This window comes from Haloferax gibbonsii ATCC 33959, from assembly GCF_000336775.1.
Lineage (GTDB): Archaea > Halobacteriota > Halobacteria > Halobacteriales > Haloferacaceae > Haloferax > Haloferax gibbonsii.
Map to the genome: position 1 here is coordinate 666,855 of NZ_AOLJ01000011.1, position 20,676 is coordinate 687,530.

At 68.9% G+C, this 20,676-nt stretch carries 21 protein-coding genes; 9 read left to right on the plus strand and 12 right to left on the minus strand.

The annotated features are described in order from the left end of the window. Window positions 1-5: 5 nt before the first annotated feature. The 4 genes from C454_RS06260 (at window position 6) to C454_RS06275 (ending at window position 4,182) form a co-directional block, all read left to right on the plus strand. On the plus strand, window positions 6-584 hold the full coding sequence (locus tag C454_RS06260; RefSeq protein ID WP_049905025.1) for a biotin transporter BioY: 579 nt from the start codon (window positions 6-8) through the stop codon (window positions 582-584). Further along, complete coding sequence (locus C454_RS06265) at window positions 585-1,286, plus strand: energy-coupling factor ABC transporter ATP-binding protein (RefSeq protein WP_004973797.1); 702 nt, start codon at window positions 585-587, stop codon at window positions 1,284-1,286. It begins immediately after the preceding gene. Then, window positions 1,280-1,984: an energy-coupling factor transporter transmembrane component T family protein gene (locus C454_RS06270; RefSeq protein ID WP_004973798.1), complete on the plus strand. Its 705-nt coding sequence runs from the start codon at window positions 1,280-1,282 to the stop codon at window positions 1,982-1,984. Before C454_RS06265 ends, C454_RS06270 begins: the two co-directional genes overlap by 7 nt. 80 nt (window positions 1,985-2,064) lie before the next feature. Next, window positions 2,065-4,182: a (Fe-S)-binding protein gene (locus C454_RS06275; RefSeq protein WP_004973801.1), complete on the plus strand. Its 2,118-nt coding sequence runs from the start codon at window positions 2,065-2,067 to the stop codon at window positions 4,180-4,182. Window positions 4,183-4,235: 53 nt separating this feature from the next. Here C454_RS06275 and C454_RS06280 read toward each other — a convergent pair whose 3' ends face one another. The 10 genes from C454_RS06280 to alaS form a co-directional block, all read right to left on the minus strand. Next, a complete protein-coding gene (locus C454_RS06280; RefSeq protein WP_004973803.1) occupies window positions 4,236-5,198 on the minus strand; it encodes an L-lactate dehydrogenase in 963 nt (320 codons plus the stop codon). A 196-nt stretch (window positions 5,199-5,394) separates the two neighbouring features. Further along, on the minus strand, window positions 5,395-5,847 hold the full coding sequence (locus C454_RS06285; protein ID WP_004973804.1) for a ferritin-like domain-containing protein: 453 nt from the start codon (window positions 5,845-5,847) through the stop codon (window positions 5,395-5,397). A gap of 122 nt (window positions 5,848-5,969) precedes the next feature. Next, on the minus strand, window positions 5,970-6,344 hold the full coding sequence (locus tag C454_RS06290; protein WP_004973805.1) for a VOC family protein: 375 nt from the start codon (window positions 6,342-6,344) through the stop codon (window positions 5,970-5,972). Window positions 6,345-6,388: 44 nt separating this feature from the next. Next, window positions 6,389-6,712 (minus strand): 4Fe-4S dicluster domain-containing protein, encoded by a 324-nt coding sequence (locus C454_RS06295; RefSeq protein ID WP_004973806.1) that lies wholly within the window; start codon window positions 6,710-6,712, stop codon window positions 6,389-6,391. Between the two features lie 117 nt (window positions 6,713-6,829). Beyond that, window positions 6,830-7,537 carry a DUF7827 domain-containing protein gene (locus C454_RS06300; protein WP_004973807.1) on the minus strand — a complete coding sequence of 236 codons (708 nt, stop codon included), beginning with the start codon at window positions 7,535-7,537 and terminating at the stop codon, window positions 6,830-6,832. Window positions 7,538-7,697: 160 nt separating this feature from the next. Beyond that, the gene (locus tag C454_RS06305) at window positions 7,698-7,988 is read right to left on the minus strand and encodes a DUF7853 family protein (protein WP_004973808.1); all 291 of its coding nucleotides are present in this window, start codon (window positions 7,986-7,988) and stop codon (window positions 7,698-7,700) included. Window positions 7,989-8,096: 108 nt separating this feature from the next. Then, window positions 8,097-9,260, minus strand: coding sequence for an acyl-CoA dehydrogenase family protein (locus tag C454_RS06310; RefSeq protein ID WP_004973809.1), 1,164 nt, complete (start codon window positions 9,258-9,260; stop codon window positions 8,097-8,099). A gap of 192 nt (window positions 9,261-9,452) precedes the next feature. Then, entirely contained in the window at window positions 9,453-10,166 is a 714-nt protein-coding gene (locus tag C454_RS06320) for a type 1 glutamine amidotransferase (protein WP_004973815.1), read from the minus strand. Window positions 10,167-10,280: 114 nt separating this feature from the next. After that, on the minus strand, window positions 10,281-11,057 hold the full coding sequence (locus tag C454_RS06325) for an alpha/beta fold hydrolase (RefSeq protein ID WP_004973817.1): 777 nt from the start codon (window positions 11,055-11,057) through the stop codon (window positions 10,281-10,283). Between the two features lie 102 nt (window positions 11,058-11,159). Beyond that, the gene (gene alaS, locus C454_RS06330; RefSeq protein WP_004973818.1) at window positions 11,160-13,928 is read right to left on the minus strand and encodes an alanine--tRNA ligase; all 2,769 of its coding nucleotides are present in this window, start codon (window positions 13,926-13,928) and stop codon (window positions 11,160-11,162) included. 122 nt (window positions 13,929-14,050) lie between these two features. Here alaS and C454_RS06335 point away from each other — a divergent pair, with 122 nt between their 5' ends. Both C454_RS06335 and C454_RS06340 read left to right on the plus strand, forming a co-directional pair. After that, window positions 14,051-14,536 (plus strand): TspO/MBR family protein, encoded by a 486-nt coding sequence (locus C454_RS06335; RefSeq protein ID WP_004973820.1) that lies wholly within the window; start codon window positions 14,051-14,053, stop codon window positions 14,534-14,536. A gap of 147 nt (window positions 14,537-14,683) precedes the next feature. After that, complete coding sequence (locus C454_RS06340; protein ID WP_193363452.1) at window positions 14,684-16,933, plus strand: GAF domain-containing protein; 2,250 nt, start codon at window positions 14,684-14,686, stop codon at window positions 16,931-16,933. Between the two features lie 63 nt (window positions 16,934-16,996). On the opposite strand, the gene C454_RS06345 is transcribed toward C454_RS06340, so the two are convergent. Continuing rightward, entirely contained in the window at window positions 16,997-17,980 is a 984-nt protein-coding gene (locus tag C454_RS06345; protein ID WP_004973825.1) for a replication factor C small subunit, read from the minus strand. A gap of 106 nt (window positions 17,981-18,086) precedes the next feature. Between C454_RS06345 and samp2 the strand changes: the two genes are divergently transcribed. The 3 genes from samp2 to C454_RS06360 all read left to right on the plus strand — a co-directional run bounded on the left by samp2 (window position 18,087) and on the right by C454_RS06360 (window position 19,241). Further along, the gene (gene samp2 / locus C454_RS06350; protein ID WP_004973827.1) at window positions 18,087-18,287 is read left to right on the plus strand and encodes a ubiquitin-like small modifier protein SAMP2; all 201 of its coding nucleotides are present in this window, start codon (window positions 18,087-18,089) and stop codon (window positions 18,285-18,287) included. Window positions 18,288-18,295: 8 nt separating this feature from the next. After that, the gene (locus C454_RS06355; protein ID WP_004973830.1) at window positions 18,296-18,784 is read left to right on the plus strand and encodes a GNAT family N-acetyltransferase; all 489 of its coding nucleotides are present in this window, start codon (window positions 18,296-18,298) and stop codon (window positions 18,782-18,784) included. Between the two features lie 76 nt (window positions 18,785-18,860). After that, on the plus strand, window positions 18,861-19,241 hold the full coding sequence (locus C454_RS06360; RefSeq protein ID WP_004973832.1) for a DUF7344 domain-containing protein: 381 nt from the start codon (window positions 18,861-18,863) through the stop codon (window positions 19,239-19,241). 10 nt (window positions 19,242-19,251) lie between these two features. Here the strand turns inward: C454_RS06360 and C454_RS06365 are convergent, their stop codons facing one another. After that, window positions 19,252-20,625 (minus strand): phosphoglucomutase/phosphomannomutase family protein, encoded by a 1,374-nt coding sequence (locus tag C454_RS06365; protein WP_004973834.1) that lies wholly within the window; start codon window positions 20,623-20,625, stop codon window positions 19,252-19,254. Window positions 20,626-20,676 lie beyond the last annotated feature (51 nt).

The window sequence follows — 20,676 nt, forward strand, 5'->3', positions numbered from 1 at the left end:
TGGACATGGCAACCGAACACGAGTCAGTCGAACTCGTCGGCGACGAACTCGTCGGCAACATCGCCCGCGCCGCCCTGTTCGCGGCGCTCATGGGCGCGGGCAGTTACGTCTCGTTCCCGAACCCCGTCTCGCCGATTCCGGTGACGATGCAGGTGCTCGTCGTCTTCCTCGCGGGCATCTTCCTCGGCCCCATCTGGGGCGGCGGCTCCATCGCGCTCTACCTCGCGGCCGGCGGCCTCGGCGCGCCGGTGTTCGCCGGCGGCTCGGCCGGGCTCGCGCCGCTCGTCGGCCCGACCGCGGGCTACCTCTGGGCGTACCCGGTCGCCGCGGTCATCGTCGGCCTCGTCGTCCACGGCGGCGTCGACATCGGCGACTACCGCGTGAGCACCGCCCGGCTCGTCGGCGCGATGGTCGCGGGCACCGTCGTCGTCTACGCCTTCGGGACGCTCGGCTTCGCGTACGTCCAGAGCGTCGGCCTCGAATCCGCCTTCTGGACGGCCTCCGCCGCGTTCATCCCCGCCGAGGCGTTCAAAATCGCCGCCGCGGTCGGCATCGTCCGCTCCGACGCCATCGCCGCCCAGTAGATGATTCGCGTCGAGGGCCTCGTCCACCGGTACGGCGACACGGTCGCGGTCGACGGGGTCGACCTCGCCATCGACGACGGCGAGTGCGTCATCGTCGCGGGCGCGAACGGCTCCGGCAAGACCACGCTCGTCCGGCACTTCAACGGCCTGCTCGACCCCGACGAGGGCTCGGTCTCGGTCAACGGCCGCTCCGTCTCGGACCACCTCGTCGCCGCCCGAACCGCGGTGGCGATGGTGTTCCAGCACCCCGAGGACCAGCTCGTCGCGGCGACTATCGGCGCTGACGTGGCGTTCGGCCCGGAGAACCTCGGGCTCGACCGCGACGAAATCGACCGCCGCGTCCGCGAATCGCTCGCCGCGGTCAACCTCGACGGCCGGGAAGACGAGCGCGTCGACGCCCTCTCCGGCGGCGAGGTCGAACGCCTCGCCATCGCCGGCGCGCTGGCGATGCGACCCGACCACCTCGTCTTGGACGAACCGTTCACCGGCCTCGACGAACCCGCCCGTCGCTCCGTGCTCGCGCGCCTCCGCGACCTCCGCGCCGAGGGGACGAGCCTCGTCGTCGTCACGCACGACCTGCGCGACGTGGCCGAACTGGCCGACCGCGTGGTCGTCCTCGCCGACGGCGACGTCGCCCTCGACGCCGCGCCCGACGAGGCCGCAGACCGCCTCCCCGACCTCGACGTCCGCCCGCCGTGTTGACCTACGAACCGGGCGACAGCCTCGCCCACCGACTCGACCCGCGGACCAAGCTCGGGGTGCAGGTCGCCTTCGCGGCGGCCGGCTTCGCGCATACCACACCCACCGGGCTCGTCGCCCTCGGCGTCGTCGCCGCGGGCTGTCTCCGCGCCGCCGACACGTCACCCGTTTCGGCCCTCAGCGACCTCCGCTACGCGGTTCCGTTCCTCGCGCTCGGTCCGGTCGTCGAGGCCGCCCGCCTCGGCGCGCCGTGGTTCGACCCCGAGGCGGCCGTGGACCCGGCGCTCGCCAGCGTCCGCGTGCTGCTCGTCTTCTTCGTCGCGGCGGCGTACGTCAGGACGACGCCCGTGCGCGAGTCCCGCGCGGCGATTCAGCGGCTCGTCCCGGGTCGCGTCGGCGTCGCGCTCGGCGTCGGCGTCGCCCTCGTCTTCCGGTTTCTTCCCTTGGTCCGCCGCGACCTGCTCCGCGTCCGCGAGGCGCAGGCCGCCCGCCTCGGGAGCGAGCGACGGCTGGACGAGCGGCTCTCGCTCGTCGCCGCCGGCGGCCTCCGGCGGTCGTTCGCGCGGGCCGACGCGCTCGCGCTCGCCCTCCGCGCGCGGTGTTTCGCCTGGAACCCGACGCTCCCGGAGATTCGGTTCGGCCGGCGCGACGCGCCCGGGCTCGTCCTCGCCGTCGCGCTCCTCGCCAGCCTCGCGCTCTGAGGTCGCCGGGGCGCTCGTAATCCGCCGACCGACACGCCTCGGGTGGCAAGATTTAACCCTCCGTTCTCCGGTGATTGATTATGGACTTTGCGGCACAGGCGGATGTTACGCGAGAGACGTTCTGGACGATTAGTCCGGTCGGCGAGGCGCTCTTCTACGGCCTCGCCGCCATCGCGTCGCTCGTCTTCCTCTACGGGGTGTACGAGCGGTTCGCTCGATACGCGCGGGGTGGTGAAGACCCGTTCGACCGGCTGTCGGACCTGCCGGGACGGACGGTCCGGGCGGCGAAAGTGGTGTTCTCCAACGAAAAGCAGTTCAAGCGCGACCGGTTCGCCGGCGTGATGCACGCCTTCATCATGTGGGGCTTCCTGACGCTCCTCATCGGGACGACCATCCTCGCCATCGACATCGACGTGTGGCGGCGGGTGACTGGCAGTTCCTTCTTCGTCGGCGACTTCTACCTCTCGTACTCGTTCGTCATGGACCTCATGGGCCTGTTGTTCGTCGTCGGCGTGGGGATGGCGCTGTGGCGGCGCTACGGGGTCCGACACCCGCGGCTGTGGGGCAAACACACCGGCTTCGAGGACGCCGCGTTCGTCTGGACGCTGTTTCTCCTCGGCGTCGGCGGCTACGTCCTCGAAGGCATCCGCATCGTCGGCACGGAGTTCCCCGAGTTCGAGACGGTGAGCTTCGTCGGCTACTTCGTCGCCCTCGTGTTCGACGCCGGGGGCATGAGCCAGGGTCTCGCACAGACGCTCTACTGGTTCGGCTGGTGGTCCCACGCGCTCCTCGCCTTGGCGTTCGTCGCCGCCGTCCCCTACGCCAAGCCCCTGCACATGCTCACCTCCTTCGCCAACATCGTCACCGCCGACGAGAAGGCGGGCACGCGCCTCCCGAAAGTGCCGGCCGACACGCCGCCGGACGAAATCGGCTACGTCTCCGAGGACGACTTCTCGTGGAAGGCGATGCTCGACATGGACGCCTGCACGAAGTGCGGCCGCTGTACCGACGCCTGCCCGGCGAAGGCCTCCGGCCGCAACCTCGACCCGCGGGACGTGATTCTCGACCTGAAGACCTACCGCGAGTCGGTCGACGCCGGCGGCGACTCCATCGACATCGTCGCGGACGGCGGCACTTCCGTCGTCGACGCCGAATCGATGGAGTCCTGCATGGCCTGTATGGCCTGCATGGACGCCTGTCCGGTCGATATCGAGCACCTGACGCACTTCACCGAGATGAACCGCCGGCTCACCGAGACGGGCCAACAGCAAGAGCCGGTACAGGAGGCGATGATGAACATCTTCCAGAACGGCAACGCCTTCGGCGACCCTCAGCGCAAGCGGCCCGACTGGACCGACGACCTCGACTTCGAGGTGCCCGACGCCCGCGACGAATCGGTCGAGTTCCTCTGGTACGTCGGCGACTACCCCTCCTACGACGAGCGCAACCGCGCCGTCGCCCGCTCGCTGGCCCGCATCTTCGAGGAGGCGGGCGTTTCCTACGGCATCCTCTACGAGGACGAACAGCACGACGGCAACGACGTGCGCCGCGTCGGCGAGGAGGGCCTCTACGAGATGCTCGTCGAGGACAACGTCGCCGCGATGGCCGACTGCGACTTCGACAAAATCGTCTGCACCGACCCGCACTCGTACAACACGTTCAAAAACGAGTACCCGGAGATGGACGACTCGTTCGACTACCCGGTGTACCACTACACCCAACTGGTCGAGCGCCTCGTCGGCGACGACCGCCTCGGCCTCGCGGGCGACGAACTCGCCGCCCAGACGGTGACGTACCACGACCCGTGTCACCTCGGACGCTACAACGGCGAGTACGAAGCGCCCCGCGAGGTCATCCGCGCGACCGGCGTCGAACTCGCCGAGATGCCGCGCAACCGCGACCAGTCGTTCTGCTGCGGCGGCGGCGGCGGCGGTCTCTGGATGGACCACGAAGAGGAGTCGAAGCCGTCCGAAGAGCGCCTGCGCGAGGCGCTCGACGACACGACCGGCGGCGTCGAACGCTTCGTCGTCGCCTGCCCGATGTGCGCGACGATGTACGAAGACGGCCGCAAGACCGGGAGCTACGAGGACGATATCGACATCGTTGATATCTCCGAACTCGTCGTGGAGGCGCTCGACGCGAAGGCCGCCGCGACGGCGGACGCGGGCGCGGATACGACCCCCGCGTCGGCCGACTGAGTCGGCGGCGCGGCTGTTCTGTCCTGTCCTGTCCTGTCCTGTTTTCCGCTCTTCTATGCTACGTCCAAGCGGTCGATGGACTCGCGGATGACGTCGGCCGACTCGCGGAGCGCCGCCGTCTCGTCCGCCGAGAGGTCGAACTCGTGAACGTCGCGGACGCCGGTTTCGTTGACGGTGCACGGGAGGCTCATGTAGACGCCGTCGATGTCGTGTTCGCCCGAGACGAGCGTCGAGACGGTGAGAATGGAGTTGTCGCCGCCGAGGATGCGCTCGGTGGTCGCGGCCACCGAGCGCGCGACGCCGTAGTTCGTCCGCTCCTTGCGGTCGATAATCTCGTAGGCGGCCTCGCGGACCTCCGTCTCGACGCCGGCTTTGAGTGCGTCGACGTCGTCGACGCCGTGGCTGGTGGCGTACGACTCGAACGGGATGCCGCCGAGATTCGCCGAACTCCAGACGAGAACCTCGCTGTCGCCGTGCTCGCCGACGACGTAGGCGTGGACGTTCGCCGGGTCGAGGTCGAACTCGCGGCTGAGCGAGTGGCGGAACCGCGACGTGTCGAGGACGGTTCCCGAGCCGATGACGCGCTCGGCCGGCAGGTCCGACACCTTCCACGTGACGTACGAGAGCACGTCCACGGGGTTGGTGACGATGAGCATCACGGCGTCGTCGTTCAGCCCCTCGGTAATCTGCGGAATCATGTCGGCGAAGATGTCGGCGTTTCGCTCCATCAGGTCGAGGCGGGTCTCGTCCGGTTTCTGGCTGGCACCGGCGGTGACGATGACCACGTCGGCGTCCCAGCAGTCCTCGTAGTCGCCCGTCCGGACGCGGACCGGCGACGTGAAGTACGAGCCGTGGTTGAGGTCCATCGCCTCGCCCTCGACGCGCTCTTTGGCGACGTCGACGAGGACGATTTCGCCGACGAGACTGCTCTCCATCAGCGCGAACGCCGTGCTCGACCCGACTGCGCCGGCACCCCCGACGATTGCGACCGTACCCTTGCCGCGTTCAGTGCTCATACCCGTCGTTCGAGCGACCGGTGGATAAAAACAAAGCCCCGTTTCGAAGAACTGGGAGTACTACTTTTGTAACAGACGATTGTTTGTTAGATATCTCTCCGCTCCGGCGCGTTTTTTGAAATGAAGAATTTCGGAGTCGTAGGTTCCGCAGGCACTACACGAACGTCGCGAGCGCGGCCGGCCGCCGCGTGCGGGGTTACTCGCGGTCGTACTCTTTCTTGAAGCCGCGGAACTCGGTCCGGTGGGCCTCCTCGTCGGCGAGGATGGTCACGGCGAGGTCCTCGGTGACGGGGTCGTTGGCCTCCTCCGCGGCGTCGATGAGCGCGCGGTAGGTCTCGATGGCGTCCTCCTCGGCGGTGAGGACGCCGTTGATGACCGCGAGCACGTCCGTACTGTCCTCCGGCGGCTGGAGGTCGTGCTGGCGCGCCTCGAAGGTCGCCGAGCCCGGCGGCTGCTCGTCGAGCTGCTTCAGCCGGTTCCCGAGCTGCTCCGCGTGGGTGAGTTCCTCCTGAATGTCGGTCTGGAGGGACTCCTTTATCTCCTCCGCCCGGACGCCGTCGAGGACGATGGAGTTCGTCATGTAGTTCATCACGGTCTCGATCTCGTCCTGATAGGCGCGCTTCAACAGCGCGGTTACGTCCTCAGACATAGCGACTTCGTATTGACGCTCTGGCAACAAATACCTGTTCGCCGCGGCGAGCCCGTCGGGTGGGTGAAGCGTCGGCGTCGGCGAAAATCAGCGGTCGAGGCGAGTCGGTACCGCGGGTGAGTTCAGTCTTCGATGGAGACGATTTCGACGACGTAGCCGTCGGGGTCCTTCACGAACGCCGCGCGGGCGTTCACCGGGTCGATGTCCACCGGCGGCTTCACGATATCGGGCGACTGCGCCTCGACGATGTCCTCGAAGGCGCGGTCGGCGTCCGCGACCTCGACGGCGACGTGGTCGATGCCGGCGGGTTCGACGCGCGCCGACGAGGTCGGGTCGTACTTGAACTGCAGTTCCATGTCGGTGTCGTCGCTGCCGACGTAGACGTTCCGGACGCCGTCGAGTTCGAACTCGTTGGTCTGTTCGAGACCGAGGTCGGCGTAGAAGTCGAGCGTGGCGTCGATGTCCGAGACGACGAGGGCGGTGTGGATGAGTCCCATGGCGGACGCGACGCGGCGGGGAGAGATAACGTCTGGTCTTCGTGTCAGGCCTGCCGCGAGGCGTCCACGTCGATGGCGTCGACGGGACAGATGTCGACGCAGAGCATGCAGTCGATGCACTGGTCTTCGTTCGTCGGTTCGACCTTCTGCTCGCTCACCGGGTGGTCGGGCGTGTCGACCCACGTGAACACGTCCACGGGGCAGTTTTCGAGGCACGCGCCGTCCGCGAGACAGATGTCGTAGTCGACGGCGACGTGGGTGCCGTGGATGCCGAGTTTCTCCGGCGGGTCGACGGGGCCCCAGACGGCGACGCCGTTTTCCTCGCCCGCTCGCTCCCGGTTCTGGTCGAAGTTCGAGTCGATAGCCATTGCCGGGCGTTGGCCGTACCCGGTACTAAAACGTCCGCATCGGCGACGAGATAAATCGGGGACGGAGTCGTGATTGCGGGTGGTTTCGGAGTCGGTTCCGACCGACGAACCGGGGCGCTATCGGCGGACCGCGAGGAACGCGGCCGCGAGGAGCGCCACCACGGCGAGCACCGCGCTGAAGCCGGGGATACCGGTGTCGCTGGTGCCGGTCGCGGTGGTCGCGTCGGTCGTCGCCGACGCGTTTGCGGTCGTCGTCTCGGTCGTCTCGCCCGCCGTCGTGGTCGTCTCGGTGTCGGTCGATTCAGTCGTCGTCTCGGTCGTCTCGGTCGTCTCCACCGCTTGGAGCGAGAGCGTCGCCGTGTCGGTCGAGTTGTTCGCCGGGCCGAGCGCGAGCGAGTAGTCGCCCGCGTCGAGCGTCGCCGGGAGCGTCTCGGTCGTCTGCGTCGCGTTCACCGAGTCCTCGCCGGCGGCGGTGAGGTACGACGAGGCGTTCGCCTGTCCCGCCGTCGAGGTGTTCAGTTCGAGGGTGACGTTGCCGTCGCGGTCCTCGTCGACCACCGTCGCGTTGACGGCGAAGTTCACGTCCTCGCCGCCGATGCGGAGCGGGACGGTGTTGTTCTCGCCGGCCAGCGCCGCGGACGTGTTGTTCGCGTCCGCCGCGCCGGAGAGCGTGATGGAGACCACCTCGCCCTGTTCGGCCGTGTACGCGTCGTCTGTGAACTCGTAGTGGCCCGAGGCGGCCGCCGCGGGCATCACCGCCGCCGCGAGCACGGCGGCGACGAGGAGGGTCGTCGTCAGTAGCGCGGATCGGTTGGAGGGTCGCATCGACCACCTCTTTTCAGAGGGAAGGTAAGTTACTTTCCATGTCTTAATGTCAAACGATAATCGGTATCGGGTGGGCGGGAGGACGGCGAGACGCGAGCGCGGCCGCTCGGGGCTCGGTGGAATCGAAAGGAAGTCAGCGGGCCGGACGTCCGTCGGGCGACTACGCCCGCGCGGCCTCGATGTGCTCGAGAACGCGCGAGATGTGGTGGTCGTCCCGAGCGGGCGCCTGTTTCCGATAGGTTCGGAGGGCGTCTACGAGATAGTCGAGTTCGGCGCTGTCGAAATCTTCGTCGCCGGCCTCGACCCGCGCGAGCAGGCCTGGGGCCGGCGTCGGCTCTTCGTCTGCATCGACCGCCCGCTCGATGGCGTCGAGCAAGGCGGCGTGGACGACCCACGTCTCTTCGCGAGAGAGGTCGAGCGCCGTCGGACGGTCCTGGGCCGATGTGGTCATTGTGGGGCCTCTATCGTAACCTATGGGCGGGGAGATATAAATGTATGTGTACTGTTGTCATGCGTCACGCACAACAGCGAAAGCCACGGGGGCGTCCGCTCCCGAGCCCTAGTGGAATGCTTCGATTCCCGTCAGGTCCGCGCCGAGGACGAGCGTGTGGATGTCGTCGGTCCCCTCGTAGGTGTAGACGGTCTCGATGTTCTCCATGTGGCGCATCGGCGAGTAGTCGGTCGTGATGCCGTTGCCGCCGAGCATCTCGCGGGCGGTTCGGGTCACCTCGCGGGCGACGCGGACGTTGTGGCGCTTCGCCATCGACACCTGCTGGTGTCGCAGGTCGCCGCGCTCTTTGAGGTCGGCGAGGCGGTGGGCCATCAACTGCGCGTTCGTTATCTGGGTCGCCATCTCGGCGAGTTTGCCCTGCTGGAGTTGGAACCGCGCGATCGGCCCGCCGAACTGGTCGCGGTCCTTCGCGTACTGGCGGGCGTCCTCGAAGGCGTCGCGGGCCGCGCCGACGACGCCCCACGCGATGCCGAACCGCGCCTGCGTGAGACACGAAAGCGGCCCCTTCATCCCCTCGACGCCGGGGAGTACGTCCTCCTCGGGAACGCGCACGTCGTCGAGGCCGATTTCGCCCGTGACCGACGCGCGCATCGAGAGTTTCCCCTCGATTTTGTTCGTCGTCACGCCGTCGCGGTCGGTCTCGACGAGGAACCCGCGGACCGGCGACCCCTCGGCCGACACGTCGCGCGCCCAGACGACCGCCACGTCCGCGATGGGCGAGTTCGTAATCCACGTCTTCGAGCCGTTGAGGACGTAGCCGTCGGCGTCGCGCTCGGCGCGGGTCTCCATCCCCGACGGATCCGAGCCGTGTTGCGGTTCGGTCAGGCCGAAACAGCCGACCGCCTCGCCCGACCCGAGTTTCGGAAGCCACCGCTGTTTCTGCTCGTCGGAGCCGTAGGCGTGGATGGGGTAGATGACGAGCGACCCCTGCACGCTCGCCATCGACCGGAGGCCGGAGTCGCCGGCTTCGAGTTCCTGCATCAGGAGGCCGTAGGCGCGCTCGCCGAGGCCGGGGAGGCCGTAGCCGTCGAGGTTGGGCGCGTAGAAGCCGAGTTCGCCCATCTTCGGGATGAGTTCGGTCGGAAACGTCCCGGCCTCGTAGTGCTCGCCGATGTCGGGTTTGACCTGCTCGTCGACGAAGCGGCGGGCCTCGTCGCGGACGAGTTTCTCTTCGCCGGTCAGGTCGCCCTCCAATCCCAGATAATCGAGCATGATAGACCCTGCGACCGGCGCGGTGAAAAGCGATTCGCTCGGTCGATATTCGGGGGAGACGGACGACCGAAAAGTCGGTGACGAAAGCGGGTCGGGCGCGGCTCGGCGGCGGGACGGGCGCGGCTCGGCGGCGGCTCGGATGCGGCTCGGGTACGACTCGAAAACAGCTCGCGACCGCGACTGTCGGAACGTTCAGGCCGCCGATTCGACCGACCCCGCGTTCGTCCGGTTGACGTAGGTGACGAAGTTGTCGAACAGGCGCTTGGCCTCGCAGGCGGCGGCGTGGTTCTCCGGCGTGATGCCGTCGATGACCGACCGAAGCCGCTCGTCGGGGAGGAAGTCCTTCTGCCTCGCGATGGCCTCGGCGGTGTCGGTGTCGTACTCGGGGTGGAACTGGACGCCGAAGGCGTGGCTCCGGCGGAACGCGTGGACGCCGAACTCGTTTTGGGCGAGGAGTTCCGCGCCCGGCGGGAGTTCGCTCACCCGGTCGCCGTGGGAGGTGAAGACGGTGAAGCGCTCGCCGATACCGGCGAGGATGTCGTCCTCGTCGTCGGCGCGGGTGCGCTCGATTTCGTTGTAGCCGAGTTCGAACTCGCCCATGTCCTCGACGGTGCCGCCGAGGGCCGCCGCGACGACCTGGTGGCCGAAACAGACGCCCAAGAGGGGGAGGCCGCGCTCGTCGGCGTCGGCGACCCACGACACGAGGTTCCGAATCCACGCCTCGTCCCAGTAGACCGACGACGACGAGCCGGTGATGACGACGCCGTCGTAGTCGAAGTGGTCGGGGAGGCGGCCGTCGGTCACGTCGAACTCGACGAGGTCGGCGTCGAGTTCGCGCCTGAAGTTTCGGAACGTGCTCGAATCGCCGTGGGAGGCGTCCAAGAACGCGAGTCGCGGGCGGGTCATCGTGGAGAGACAGTCGGTGCGGCTCTAAAGAAGTTGCGCCCGGAACGCTCTCTGCCGGCACCTGGGACGGGGGGCGTCGGCGACGAACCCGGAGCGAACGCGACGGAGCGCCGCTCAGTCGTCGTCGAGCGATTCGAGAAAGGAGACGAGCGCGTCGTTGACGAGCCGCGACCGCTCGACGGTGACGAGGTGTCGCGCGCCCGCGAACGACTCGAACTCGCCGCGCGGGAGTCCCTCGGCCAGCGCGCGTCCCCCCTCGACCGGCCAGACCGGGTCGTCGCCGCCGTGGAGAACGAGCGTCGGAACCGTCACCTCGTAGAGCGGACCGGCGTCGTAGTCGGCGACGGCGGCGGCCTGCGCCGCCCACGCCTCGGGGTCGGCGTCTTCCCGTTCGCGCCACGAGACGAGTTGCTCGACCACGTCCGGCTGTTCCGCCCGAAACTCCTCGGAGAGCGCCGGCGCGAGCGACTCGCGGAGCGCGGCCGGGTCGTCGGGCGCGGCGGAGAGCGGTTCGGGGTCGATTTCCGCGCCCGAGGCGGCGGTGCCGACGAGGACGAGGCTCCGAACGCGGTTCGTCGTCCGCGCGGCCTCCAGCGCGACCAGCCCGCCGAGGCCGAACCCGACGAGGTGGGCCTTCCTGACGTTCGCGTCCGCGAGGACGGCAACGAGGTCGGAGACGAGCGTCTCGACCGAGTACGGCCCCGCGGGGGCGTCGGAGCGGCCGGCCCCGCGGAGGTCGGTCACGAGGCTCTCGTAGGGGCCGGCGACGGCGGCGTGCTGCCAGCCCCACTGCCACGCGCCGTAGCCCGCGTCGCCGACGAAGGCGACCGTCTCGCCGTCGCCCTCGCTGTCGTAGTACAGTTCGACCCCGTCCGCGACTGCCGTGGGCATACCGGGGGCTCGGCGGGCGAGCGACTTAGGGCGTCCGTCTCGCGGACGCGGGGAACGCGGAAGCGAAATCGAAAGCGAACTCGGGGAGGTCGCGTGACCGACTCAGGCGTTCAGGACCGCGCGAAGCACGTCGGGCGCCTCGTCGAGCGCGTCGTCGAGCGCGTCGACGTCGGGGCCGCCGCCCTGCGCGAAGTCCGCGGGGCCGCCGCCGCCGCCGCCGACCTTCCCGGCGAGTTGGCCGACGACCTGCCCGGCGTTGACGCCGACGCCGTCGGGAACGCCGACGACGAACTGGGCGCTCCCGCCCGCGGCGGAGCCGAGGACGGCGACTTTGCCCTCCTCGACCAGCGCGTTGGCGGTCGCGCGGAGTTCGTCCGCGTCGCCGTCGAGGCGCTGGACGACGGCGGGCGTCCCGTCGATGTCGATTTCGTCGGCCCCCGCCGCGGCGCGCGCCTCGGCGAGTTCCGTCTTCAGGCGGTCGATGGTCTTGCCGCGCTCTTTCCACTCAGTGAAGAAGCGCTCCGCCGTCTCGGGCACGTCCGCGGGGTTCACGTCGAGCACGTCGGCCGCGCCGTACAACGCGTCCTCGGTGCGCTGGGTGGCCTCGATGGCCGCGTCGCCCGCCGCGAAGACGACGCGCTCGACGCCGTCCTGAACGGGCTCCGTCGTCAGCACCTTGATGACCCCGATGTCGCCGGTGCGCTTGACGTGGGTGCCGCCACAGGCCTGCACGTCGGTACCGACGTGGATGAGGCGAATCTGCTCGCCCGGCGGGATACCGCCCTGATAGAGGTCGAAACCGTACTTCTTCTCGGCGTCGCGGCGGTCCGGCCACTCCTGTTTGACCGGGATGTTCCGCATCACGAGTTCGTTGGCGACGCGCTCTATCTGCTTGACCTCCTCGCGGGTGATGCGCTCGTAGTGGGTCACGTCGAGCCGCGAGCGGTCGACGCCCTTCGACGCGCCGGCCTGCCGGATGTGGTCGCCGAGGACCGTCCGGATGGCGTGGCCGATGACGTGGGTCGCCGTGTGGTGGCGCATGAGCCGACGGCGGCGTTCGGCGTCGAGCTGGCCGCGGACGAACTCGCCCTTGCCGGGGTCGTCGTCGGTGCGGTGGAGCACCACGTCGCCCGCTATCTGCACGTCGGTCACCTCGACCGTCGCGTCGTCGGTGGCGAGCGAGCCGTGGTCGGCGGGCTGGCCGCCGCCTTCGGGGTAGAACATCGTCTGGTCGAGGACCACGTCGTAGCCCTCCTCGCGCTCGAACACGTCGAGGACGACGGCCTCGAACTCGGTGCGCTCCTGGTCGTCGTAGTAGAGCTTGTCCGTCGCCGGCAGGTCGCCGAGGCGGTCGTCGCGCTCCGCGGCCTCGTCCTCGCCGTCGACCTGCTCGTGGCGGTCGGCGACGAGCGAGTAGAAGTCGTCGGGGATGTCGACGGTCGCGCCGCGCTCCTCGGCGATTTCCTGCACCATGTCGGGCTGGATGCCGTGGGAGTCGTACAGCTCGATGAGCTCGTCGAGCGGTATCGGCTCGTCCTTGTCGGCGTACTCGTCGGCGAGCTGCTGGACCTTCCGGGAGCCGCGTTCGAGCGTCTTTCTGTACTTGCGCTCCTCGCTGCGGACGATGTCGCGGATGGTGTCGCGGTTCTGGTAGTCGAGGCGCTCGGCCTGCATGTCCACGAGCTCGTCGAGCGGGGCGTCCACGCCGAGGTTGTCCACGAGACGCTTGGTGCGCCGGAGGACCATGCGGGCGAGGTAGCCCGTCCCGACGTTCGAGGGGACGATGCCGTCGCCGAACATGTACGCGAGGGTGCGGCAGTGGTCCGCGATGGCGTAGATGTCTTCGAGCGGGCGGAGCAGGGCCGTGAGTTCGGCCTCGTCGACGCCGAGTTCGCCCGCGACACCGGCGCGCGCGGTTGCGAGGTCGTCGATTTCGTCGATGTCGAGGTGGCCCGAGAGCTTCGCCGCGCGGTGGATGAGTTCCTCCTCCTCGTCGGTGTGTTCGATGCCGACGTTGTCCTTCAGGAACTCTATCATGTCGGGGTAGACGGCCTCGTACACCGTCGGCGTCCCCTGGGACACCCACGTCCACCGTTCGAGCCCGTAGCCGGTGTCGACGATGTAGGTGTCCATCGGCGAGTAGGTGTTGCCGTCCTTGAGTTCGTACTCGCCGTCCGGGTCCTGCTTCATCGACATGAAGACGAGGGTGGCGAGTTCGGCGCCGCGGTAGAGGACTTCGAAGGCCGGTCCGGCGTTGCCGCCGCCGACCCACGGGTCCTCGATGTAGGTGATTTCGGAGATGTCCGCGCCGAGCGACTCGAAGAACTCGTCGCAGAGGCGGACCGTCTCGTCCTTCCAGTAGACCTCGCCCTCGTAGGCGTACTTGTCACCGGCCTCCTCGCGGGCGTTGAACGCGTGGTGGGCCATCATCTCGAACGCCATCGTGTGGCGGCCGGTCTTGCCCACGTTGTCGATGTCCTGCATCCGGATGCAGGGCTGGGAGACGGTCAGCGGGTTGGCCGGCGGCGGCGTCTCGCCGGACGTGACGAGCGGCTGGAAGTCGTAGATAGATGCCTGCGTCAAGAGCACGTCGTCGCGCCAGCGGTTCGCGGCGACCGGGTAGGGGTCGATGCGCTCGTGGTCGTGTTCCTCGAAGAAAGAGAGGAACTTCTCGCGCATCTCTTCGAGAGTGTACTCCTCGTCGAAGCCGGGGTTGTCGATGAAGGTGTAGTCGTCGGCGGGCGGTTCACCGCAGGTCTCGCGGTCGGGGTCTCGTGTCCAGAAGTGGACGCCCGTCACGGGGCACTGCTTCCGGTAGAAGCCCTCCTCCTCGAAGTAGTCGAGGCGGTACTCCGCTTCGAGTTCGCTCATTGCCAAACTCTGGTCTACCGTCGGGTAAAACAGTTCCGGGAAATGGGCGCAGACGCCCGATTCCCCTCAATTTCGCCCGCACGGGCCGTGTCGTTCTTTTCCCTCCCGAGCCAACGAGGAGTATGGAACTCGCCTCGCTCCGTCGGCGACCGGCGGTCGAACTGCTCGCGTGGGTCGTCCTCGCGCAACTCGCGGGCGCCGTGGGGAGCGTCTTCACCGTGACCGCCATCGGGTCGTGGTACGCGACGCTCGCCCGCCCGTGGTTCGCCCCGCCGAACTGGGTGTTCGGCCCGGTCTGGGTGACGCTGTTCGCCCTGATGGGCGTCGCCGCGTGGCTCGTCTCCCGGAGCGACCACCCCCGCCGCGAGCGGGCGCTCGCCGTCTTCGTCGGTCACCTCGTCGTCAACGTCGCGTGGTCGGCGGCGTTCTTCGGACTGCAGTCGCCCGCGCTCGGCCTCGCGGTCATCGCGGTCCTCATCCTCGCGATTCTGGCGACGATGCGCGAGTTCGACGCCGTCGACCGACGCGCCGCCGCGCTCTTGGTCCCCTACCTCCTGTGGACGTGTTTCGCCACCGCGCTCAACTACGGCTTCTGGTCGCTAAACTGAGTAATCCGGGACGGCGTTCCGGCCACGGCCCCGACGCGAACGACGCACGGCGCGTTCTTGGTGATTGGAAACATGCCGCAACGATTATAGTTCTCGTTATCGTTCGATAGGGAGACTGCCGTGCACGCGACGGAACCAACGGTTTTCGTGGACGACGACTTCGACGATATCGACCTCGGCGACGGGGTCACGGTGGCGTCAACGAGTGACGAGAACGACCCGTCCGACGCCGCCTGCGTCGTCGTCACGGACCCCGACGCGCCGGTCCCCGACGACGTGCCGACCATTCTGTACACCGACGTCCCGCCAGCGACTGTCGAGCGGCCCGAGCGGTTCGACGCCTACGTCAGCCGCGGCGACCGCTCCGGGCTCGAATCGCAGGTTCGATGGGTGCTCGCGTCGACCGCCGACAGAGACGCCGAAGCGGTGGCGACGGCCCGAAACGACGCCGAGTGGGACCGGCTCAAGCGGCTCTACGAGGGGACGACGGACCTCATCACGGCCGAGACGGTCGACGAACTCTACGAGCGCGCCATCGGCCTCACGGAGCACATCCTCGAGTTCGACAACACCTCGTTTTTCGTCCACGACGGGGACGACTTCTACGTCGCCGCCAACAACGACGACATGGCCGGGACGGGGCCGATTCCCTCGGACACGGGCCTGCTCGGGGAGACGCACCGGACCAAACGCTCGTTTCTCGTGGACGACGTTCGCGACCACCCCGAGGCCGACCCCGACGACCCCGCCTACCGCTCGGCGGTGAGCGTCCCGCTGGGCGACGACGGCGTGTTTCAGGCCATCTCCAACGAGGTCGGCGCGTACGACGAGACCGACCTCACGCTGGCCGAACTCCTCGTGTCCTACGTCTCCGAGACGCGGAGCCGAATCGAGTCCGAGGCCGCGCTTCGACAGAGCCGCGAGCAGATAGAGCGACTCCACCGGGGAGCCACCGAACTGGCCGCGGCGACGAGCCTCGACGAACTGTTCGAGCGGACCGTCGAAATCACGGACGACATCCTCGAGTTCGACATCAGCTACGTGGGGGTCGTCGAGGGCGACTACATCGTTCCGGCGGCCATCTCGTCCGACGCACCGGCCGACGGCGCGGAGCGCGTCCCCCTCGACGACGGGGGCATCGCGGCCGAGGTGTACCTGTCGGGGGAGACAGACATCACCGACGACGTGCGCGACCACCCCGAGGCGCGGCCGGTCAAGCGGATGTACCGCGCGGTCCTGAGCGTCCCCATCGGGGACCTCGGCGTCTTTCAGGCGACGACGTTCACGCCCGGCGCGTTCGACGAGCGAGACGCGGAACTGACGGAACTCCTCATGGCGCACGTCGCGGTCACTGCCGAGCGCATCCGCGCGGAATCGCGGCTCAGGGAGGAACGCGACCGCTCGACCGCGCTGTTCGAACACGTCTCCGACGCCGCCGTCGCCTACGACGTCGAGGGCGGCGCGCTCACCGTCCGCGACGTGAATCGGGCGTTCCAGTCGATTTTCGGCTACGACGCCGACGACGTGGTCGGAAGCGACCTGCTCGGGCGAATCGTCCCGCCGGAGCCCGACCCGGACCCGGTTCCCGAACCGGGCGCGGACGAAACCATCCCCGAACTTCTCGTCGCCGCCGGCGAAAGCTACCGCGGCGAGGTCCGCCGTCGGACCGACGGCGGCGTCCGCGAGTTCATCCTGAACGTCGTCCCGCTGTCGCCCGGCGAAGAGCGCGGGTCGGGGTACGCCATCTACACCGACATCACGGAGCGGAAGACCCGCGAAAGCGAGCTAGAGCGACAGAACGAGCGATTGGAGGAGTTCGCGAACATCGTGAGCCACGACCTGCGGAACCCGCTTTCGGTCGCCCGCGGGAACCTCGACCTCGCCCGCGAGACCGGCGAGGAGTCGCGGTTCGATACGGCCAAGCGGGCGCTCGAACAGATGGAAGAGCTCATCGACGACCTCCTGTCGCTCGCGCGCCGCGGCCAACTGGTCGACGAGACCGAACGCGTGGACCTCGCGAGCGTCGCCCGGCAGGCGTGGGCGACGACCGAGACCGCGGACGCCGAGTTAGTCACCTGCCAGTCGGTCGTCGTCGACGCCGACGAGGACCGCCTCGCCGAACTGCTCGCCAACCTCTTTCGGAACGCGGTCGAACACGCCGGAAGCGACGTTCGCGTCGACGTCGGCGGCGTCGACGGCGGCTTCTACGTCGAAGACGACGGCCCCGGCATCGACCCCGAGCGCCGCGACGAGGTGTTCGAGCCCGGCGAGACGACCGGCGACGACGGCATCGGCTACGGGCTCGCAATCGTCGAGTCCATCGCCGAGGCCCACGGCTGGTCGGCTATCGTGACCTCGGGGACGGCGGGCGGCGCGCGCTTCGAGTTCCGGGCGTGAGGCGAAAACGAGGAGAGACCGGGGAGCGCGGCGGCCGGCGCGGCCGGTTCGGTCCAGTTCGGGTCAGTTCTGCGAGAGCGCGAGCGACGCGAGGAGCGCTTCGAGTTGGACCTGCTCGTTCGCGCCCTCGGAGATGCGGTAGTCGGCCTCGCCGATGCGCTCCATGAGGCGGACGGCCTCGCGCTCGTCGAGGTCGAACTCCCAGACGGAGCGGTGAAGCTGGTCGATGATGTCGCCGCCGGCCATCCCGGTGTCGACGATGAGCGTCTCTAACTGCTTGCGCGCGGTCGTGAACTCGCCGTCGATGGCGGCCCGGACCATCTCCTCGATGTCCTCCGGGCGGGCCGTCGAGGTGATCATGTAGACGGCCTCCTCGTCGACGACCTCGCCGGTCGTCGCGGCGGCCTGCAGGGAGTTGATGGCGCGGCGCATGTCGCCGCCGGCGGCGTAGACGAGCGCGTCGAGGCCGTCCTCGGTGACCTCGATGTCCTCGGCCGCGGCGATGTCGCGGACCTGCTCCGCGACGGCGTCGTCACCGAGGGGGGAAAAGCGGAACACCGCACAGCGCGACTGGATGGGGTCGATAATCTTCGAGGAGTAGTTACACGAGAGGATGAAGCGCGTGTTGTCGGAGAACTGCTCCATCGTCCGGCGGAGCGCCGACTGGGCGTCGTTCGTCAGCGAGTCCGCCTCGTCGAGGAAGATGACGCGGTAGTCGTGGCCGCCGAACGACGAGCGCGCGAAGTTCTTGATGCGGTCGCGGACCACGTCGATGCCGCGCTCGTCGGAGGCGTTGAGTTCGAGGAAGTTGCCGCGCCAGTCGTCGCCGTAGATGGCGCGGGCGATGGCGGTCGCGGAGGTGGTCTTGCCGACGCCCGCCGGTCCCGCGAACAGGAGGTGCGGCAGGTCGTCGCGCTCGATGTAGCTCCGCAGGCGCTCGACGATGTCGTCCTGTCCGTAGACGTCGTCGAAGGTCTGCGGTCGGTACTTCTCGATCCAGATCTCACGACCCGCCGGGGCGTCGCCCGACTCCGCGGCCTCGCTCATATCCGTTCTACCGACCGCCCCGCACATAAACCGTGCGAGACGGAGAGCGCCCCCCGGGCGACGCCGAGCCGACGGACTGAAACCCGCGCCCGACCCACGAGCGACCATGAACGTGACCGTCGAGGTCGTCGGCGAGGAGACCAGCGAGGTCGCCGTCGGCGACGGCGGGACCTACGCGGACCTCGTGCGGGCGGTGGACCTCAGCCCCCACGAGGTGACCGTCCTCGTCGACGGCCGCCCCGTCCCCGAAGACCAGCCCGTCGAAGTCGACCGCGTGAAGGTGCTCCGCCTCATCAAGGGCGGGTAGTCGGCGGCATGGACGACACCGCTAGGGCTGACGACGACACCGCTGGGGCCGACGACGACACCACCCGGAGCGACGACGGAGTCCGCGTCCGCGAGGGCGACCCCGAGGAACTGGTGGCCGTGATGCGCGTCCTCGACGCCGGACTGCTCGAAGCCGACGCGGGCGACGTCCGCGACCGACTGGCGGCGGGCGACTGTCTCGTCGCCGAGGCGTCCGGCCGCGTCGTCGGCGCGCTGGCGCTCGACGGCGACTACATCGAGGCCGTGGCAACCTCCCCGAGTCGCCGCGGGCGGGGCGTCGGGACCGCGCTCGTCCGGGCGGCGTTCGGCCGTCGGGGGCGACTCGTCGCCGACTTCGACGGGGGCGTCCGACCGTTCTACGAGTCGCTCGGGTTCGACATCGAGGCGCGGGATGGGGATGGAGGTGAGGACGCGGAAGCGGCCGCAGACACCGGCGTGGGCGACGACCGGTTTCGCGGCGTCCTGCGGGACGAGTAGCAGCCCCATGATTGTTGAGTGTTACCAACCGACACAGATTTAGCCGCCGGTCGTCAAGGGTTAGGGAGTCAAGCCCATGGCAAAGCGTGACCGGAGCGACCGTATCCTGACCGACTGGGACCGCGTGTTCGACGCGCTCTCCGACCCGTCGCGCCGCTACGTGTTGGAGTACCTCCACGACCGGGCGGAGCCGACGTCGGTCTGGGACCTCGCGGTCGCCCTCGCGGTTCGGACGACCGACCTGCCGCCCGACGAGGTGGACGTGCAGGTCGTCCAGCAGGCCGAGGTCGGAATCGTCCACGTCCACCTGCCGAAGCTTCAGGCCGCGGACCTCGTCGAGGCCGCGGGAGACGGCGTCTCTCTGACCGAACACGCGGAGACGCTCCCGCTTTTCACGCCGGCGTACCGCGGGGTCGTCAGACCCGTCGGCGACGAAGAAGAGACGAGAGAGCCCTGAAAACGGCCGCTCAGACGAGCGGTTCGACGAGTTCGCGGCCGGCTTCGAGGAGCGACGAGACCGCGTCTTCGCTCCCGGCCTCGGCGTAGACGCGCATCTTCGGTTCCGTTCCCGAGGGGCGGACGAGGAGCCACGAGCCGTCTTCTAAGAGCAGTTTGAAGCCGTCGAGCGTGACGACCTTGGCGATGTCGCGGCCGGCGACCGTCTCGGGGAGCACGTCCTCGAGGTCGTCGATGACGCGCGCCTTCTCGGAATCGGGGCAGGCGACGCTTATCTTGTCGGCGACGATTTCGCCGTGTTCGGCCTCGATGCGGTCGAGGCGGGCGTCGAAGTCCTCCTCGGCGGTCGCGGCCGCCGCGAGCAGGCCCATGAGGACGCCGTCCTTCTCGCGGACGTGCCCGCGGACGGAGAAGCCGCCGGACTCCTCGCCGCCCATGAGCGCGTCGTGCTCGCGCATGCCGTCGGCGACCCACTTGAAGCCGACCGCGGTCTCGAACACCTCCTCGCCGTGGGCCTCGGCGATGCGGTCGATGAGGAACGTGGTCGAGACGGTCCGGATGGCCGGCCCGGAGTCGGATTCGAGCAGGTAGTCGTAGACGGCGGCGAAAAAGAGGTTCTCGTCGAGGACGCCGCGGTCGGGCGTGGCGATGCCGATGCGGTCGGCGTCGCCGTCGTTGGCGACCCCGAGGTCCGCGTCGTGTTCGGCCATCGCCTCGGCGAGGCCTTCGAGGTTCTCCGCGGAGGGCTCCGGCGAGATGCCGCCGAAGTCGGCGTCGCGCTCGCAGCGCAGGCGGACGACCTCCGCGCCGGCGGCTTCGAGCAGCGCGTCGGTGACGCCGCGGCCGCTGCCGTGCATGGCGTCGTAGACGACCGTGAGGTCCGAGAGGTCGTCGCCGACGAGGTCCATCGCGTGGTCGGCGTGCGGGGAGACCACGTCCACGCGCTCGATGGTCCCGCGTTCGGACTCCGGCAGGAGGTCCGGTTCGGCGAGTCGCTCGGCGACCGCGTCGGTCACGTCGGGGAGCGCCGGCGCGCCGTCCGAGGGGATGAACTTCACGCCGTTGTACTCCGGCGGGTTGTGCGAGGCCGTGACCATGAGCGCCCCCGAGAGGCCGCGCTCGGCGATGGCGTAGGCGACGAGCGGGGTCGGGCAGTCCCGCTCGGGCAGGAGTACGTCGAAACCGTTGCCGGCGACGACCTCGGCGAGCGACTCCGCGAAGCCGGGCGAGGTCTCGCGGGCGTCGTAGCCGACGAGCACCGGGGCGGTGAAGCCCTCGTCGGCGAGGTAGTCGGCGACGGCCTGTCCGACGACGCGGACGCGGTCGTCGGTGAAGGTGTCCAGCGTGGCGCGCCACCCGTCGGTCCCGAATGAGATTTCGTCCATACGCGCACCACTCCGCGGCGGGGCAAAAAACTACGTTACGAGCCGACGGGT

Coding starts and splice junctions, on each gene's coding strand:
- C454_RS06260 (WP_049905025.1), top strand. CDS start 6: ATGGCAACCGAACACGAGTCAGTCGAACTCGTCGGCGACGAACTCGTC.
- C454_RS06265 (WP_004973797.1), top strand. CDS start 585: ATGATTCGCGTCGAGGGCCTCGTCCACCGGTACGGCGACACGGTCGCG.
- C454_RS06275 (WP_004973801.1), top strand. CDS start 2,065: ATGGACTTTGCGGCACAGGCGGATGTTACGCGAGAGACGTTCTGGACG.
- C454_RS06280 (WP_004973803.1), bottom strand. CDS start 5,198: ATGAGCACTGAACGCGGCAAGGGTACGGTCGCAATCGTCGGGGGTGCC.
- C454_RS06285 (WP_004973804.1), bottom strand. CDS start 5,847: ATGTCTGAGGACGTAACCGCGCTGTTGAAGCGCGCCTATCAGGACGAG.
- C454_RS06290 (WP_004973805.1), bottom strand. CDS start 6,344: ATGGGACTCATCCACACCGCCCTCGTCGTCTCGGACATCGACGCCACG.
- C454_RS06295 (WP_004973806.1), bottom strand. CDS start 6,712: ATGGCTATCGACTCGAACTTCGACCAGAACCGGGAGCGAGCGGGCGAG.
- C454_RS06300 (WP_004973807.1), bottom strand. CDS start 7,537: ATGCGACCCTCCAACCGATCCGCGCTACTGACGACGACCCTCCTCGTC.
- C454_RS06305 (WP_004973808.1), bottom strand. CDS start 7,988: ATGACCACATCGGCCCAGGACCGTCCGACGGCGCTCGACCTCTCTCGC.
- C454_RS06310 (WP_004973809.1), bottom strand. CDS start 9,260: ATGCTCGATTATCTGGGATTGGAGGGCGACCTGACCGGCGAAGAGAAA.
- C454_RS06320 (WP_004973815.1), bottom strand. CDS start 10,166: ATGACCCGCCCGCGACTCGCGTTCTTGGACGCCTCCCACGGCGATTCG.
- C454_RS06325 (WP_004973817.1), bottom strand. CDS start 11,057: ATGCCCACGGCAGTCGCGGACGGGGTCGAACTGTACTACGACAGCGAG.
- alaS (WP_004973818.1), bottom strand. CDS start 13,928: ATGAGCGAACTCGAAGCGGAGTACCGCCTCGACTACTTCGAGGAGGAG.
- C454_RS06335 (WP_004973820.1), top strand. CDS start 14,051: ATGGAACTCGCCTCGCTCCGTCGGCGACCGGCGGTCGAACTGCTCGCG.
- C454_RS06345 (WP_004973825.1), bottom strand. CDS start 17,980: ATGAGCGAGGCCGCGGAGTCGGGCGACGCCCCGGCGGGTCGTGAGATC.
- samp2 (WP_004973827.1), top strand. CDS start 18,087: ATGAACGTGACCGTCGAGGTCGTCGGCGAGGAGACCAGCGAGGTCGCC.
- C454_RS06355 (WP_004973830.1), top strand. CDS start 18,296: ATGGACGACACCGCTAGGGCTGACGACGACACCGCTGGGGCCGACGAC.
- C454_RS06360 (WP_004973832.1), top strand. CDS start 18,861: ATGGCAAAGCGTGACCGGAGCGACCGTATCCTGACCGACTGGGACCGC.
- C454_RS06365 (WP_004973834.1), bottom strand. CDS start 20,625: ATGGACGAAATCTCATTCGGGACCGACGGGTGGCGCGCCACGCTGGAC.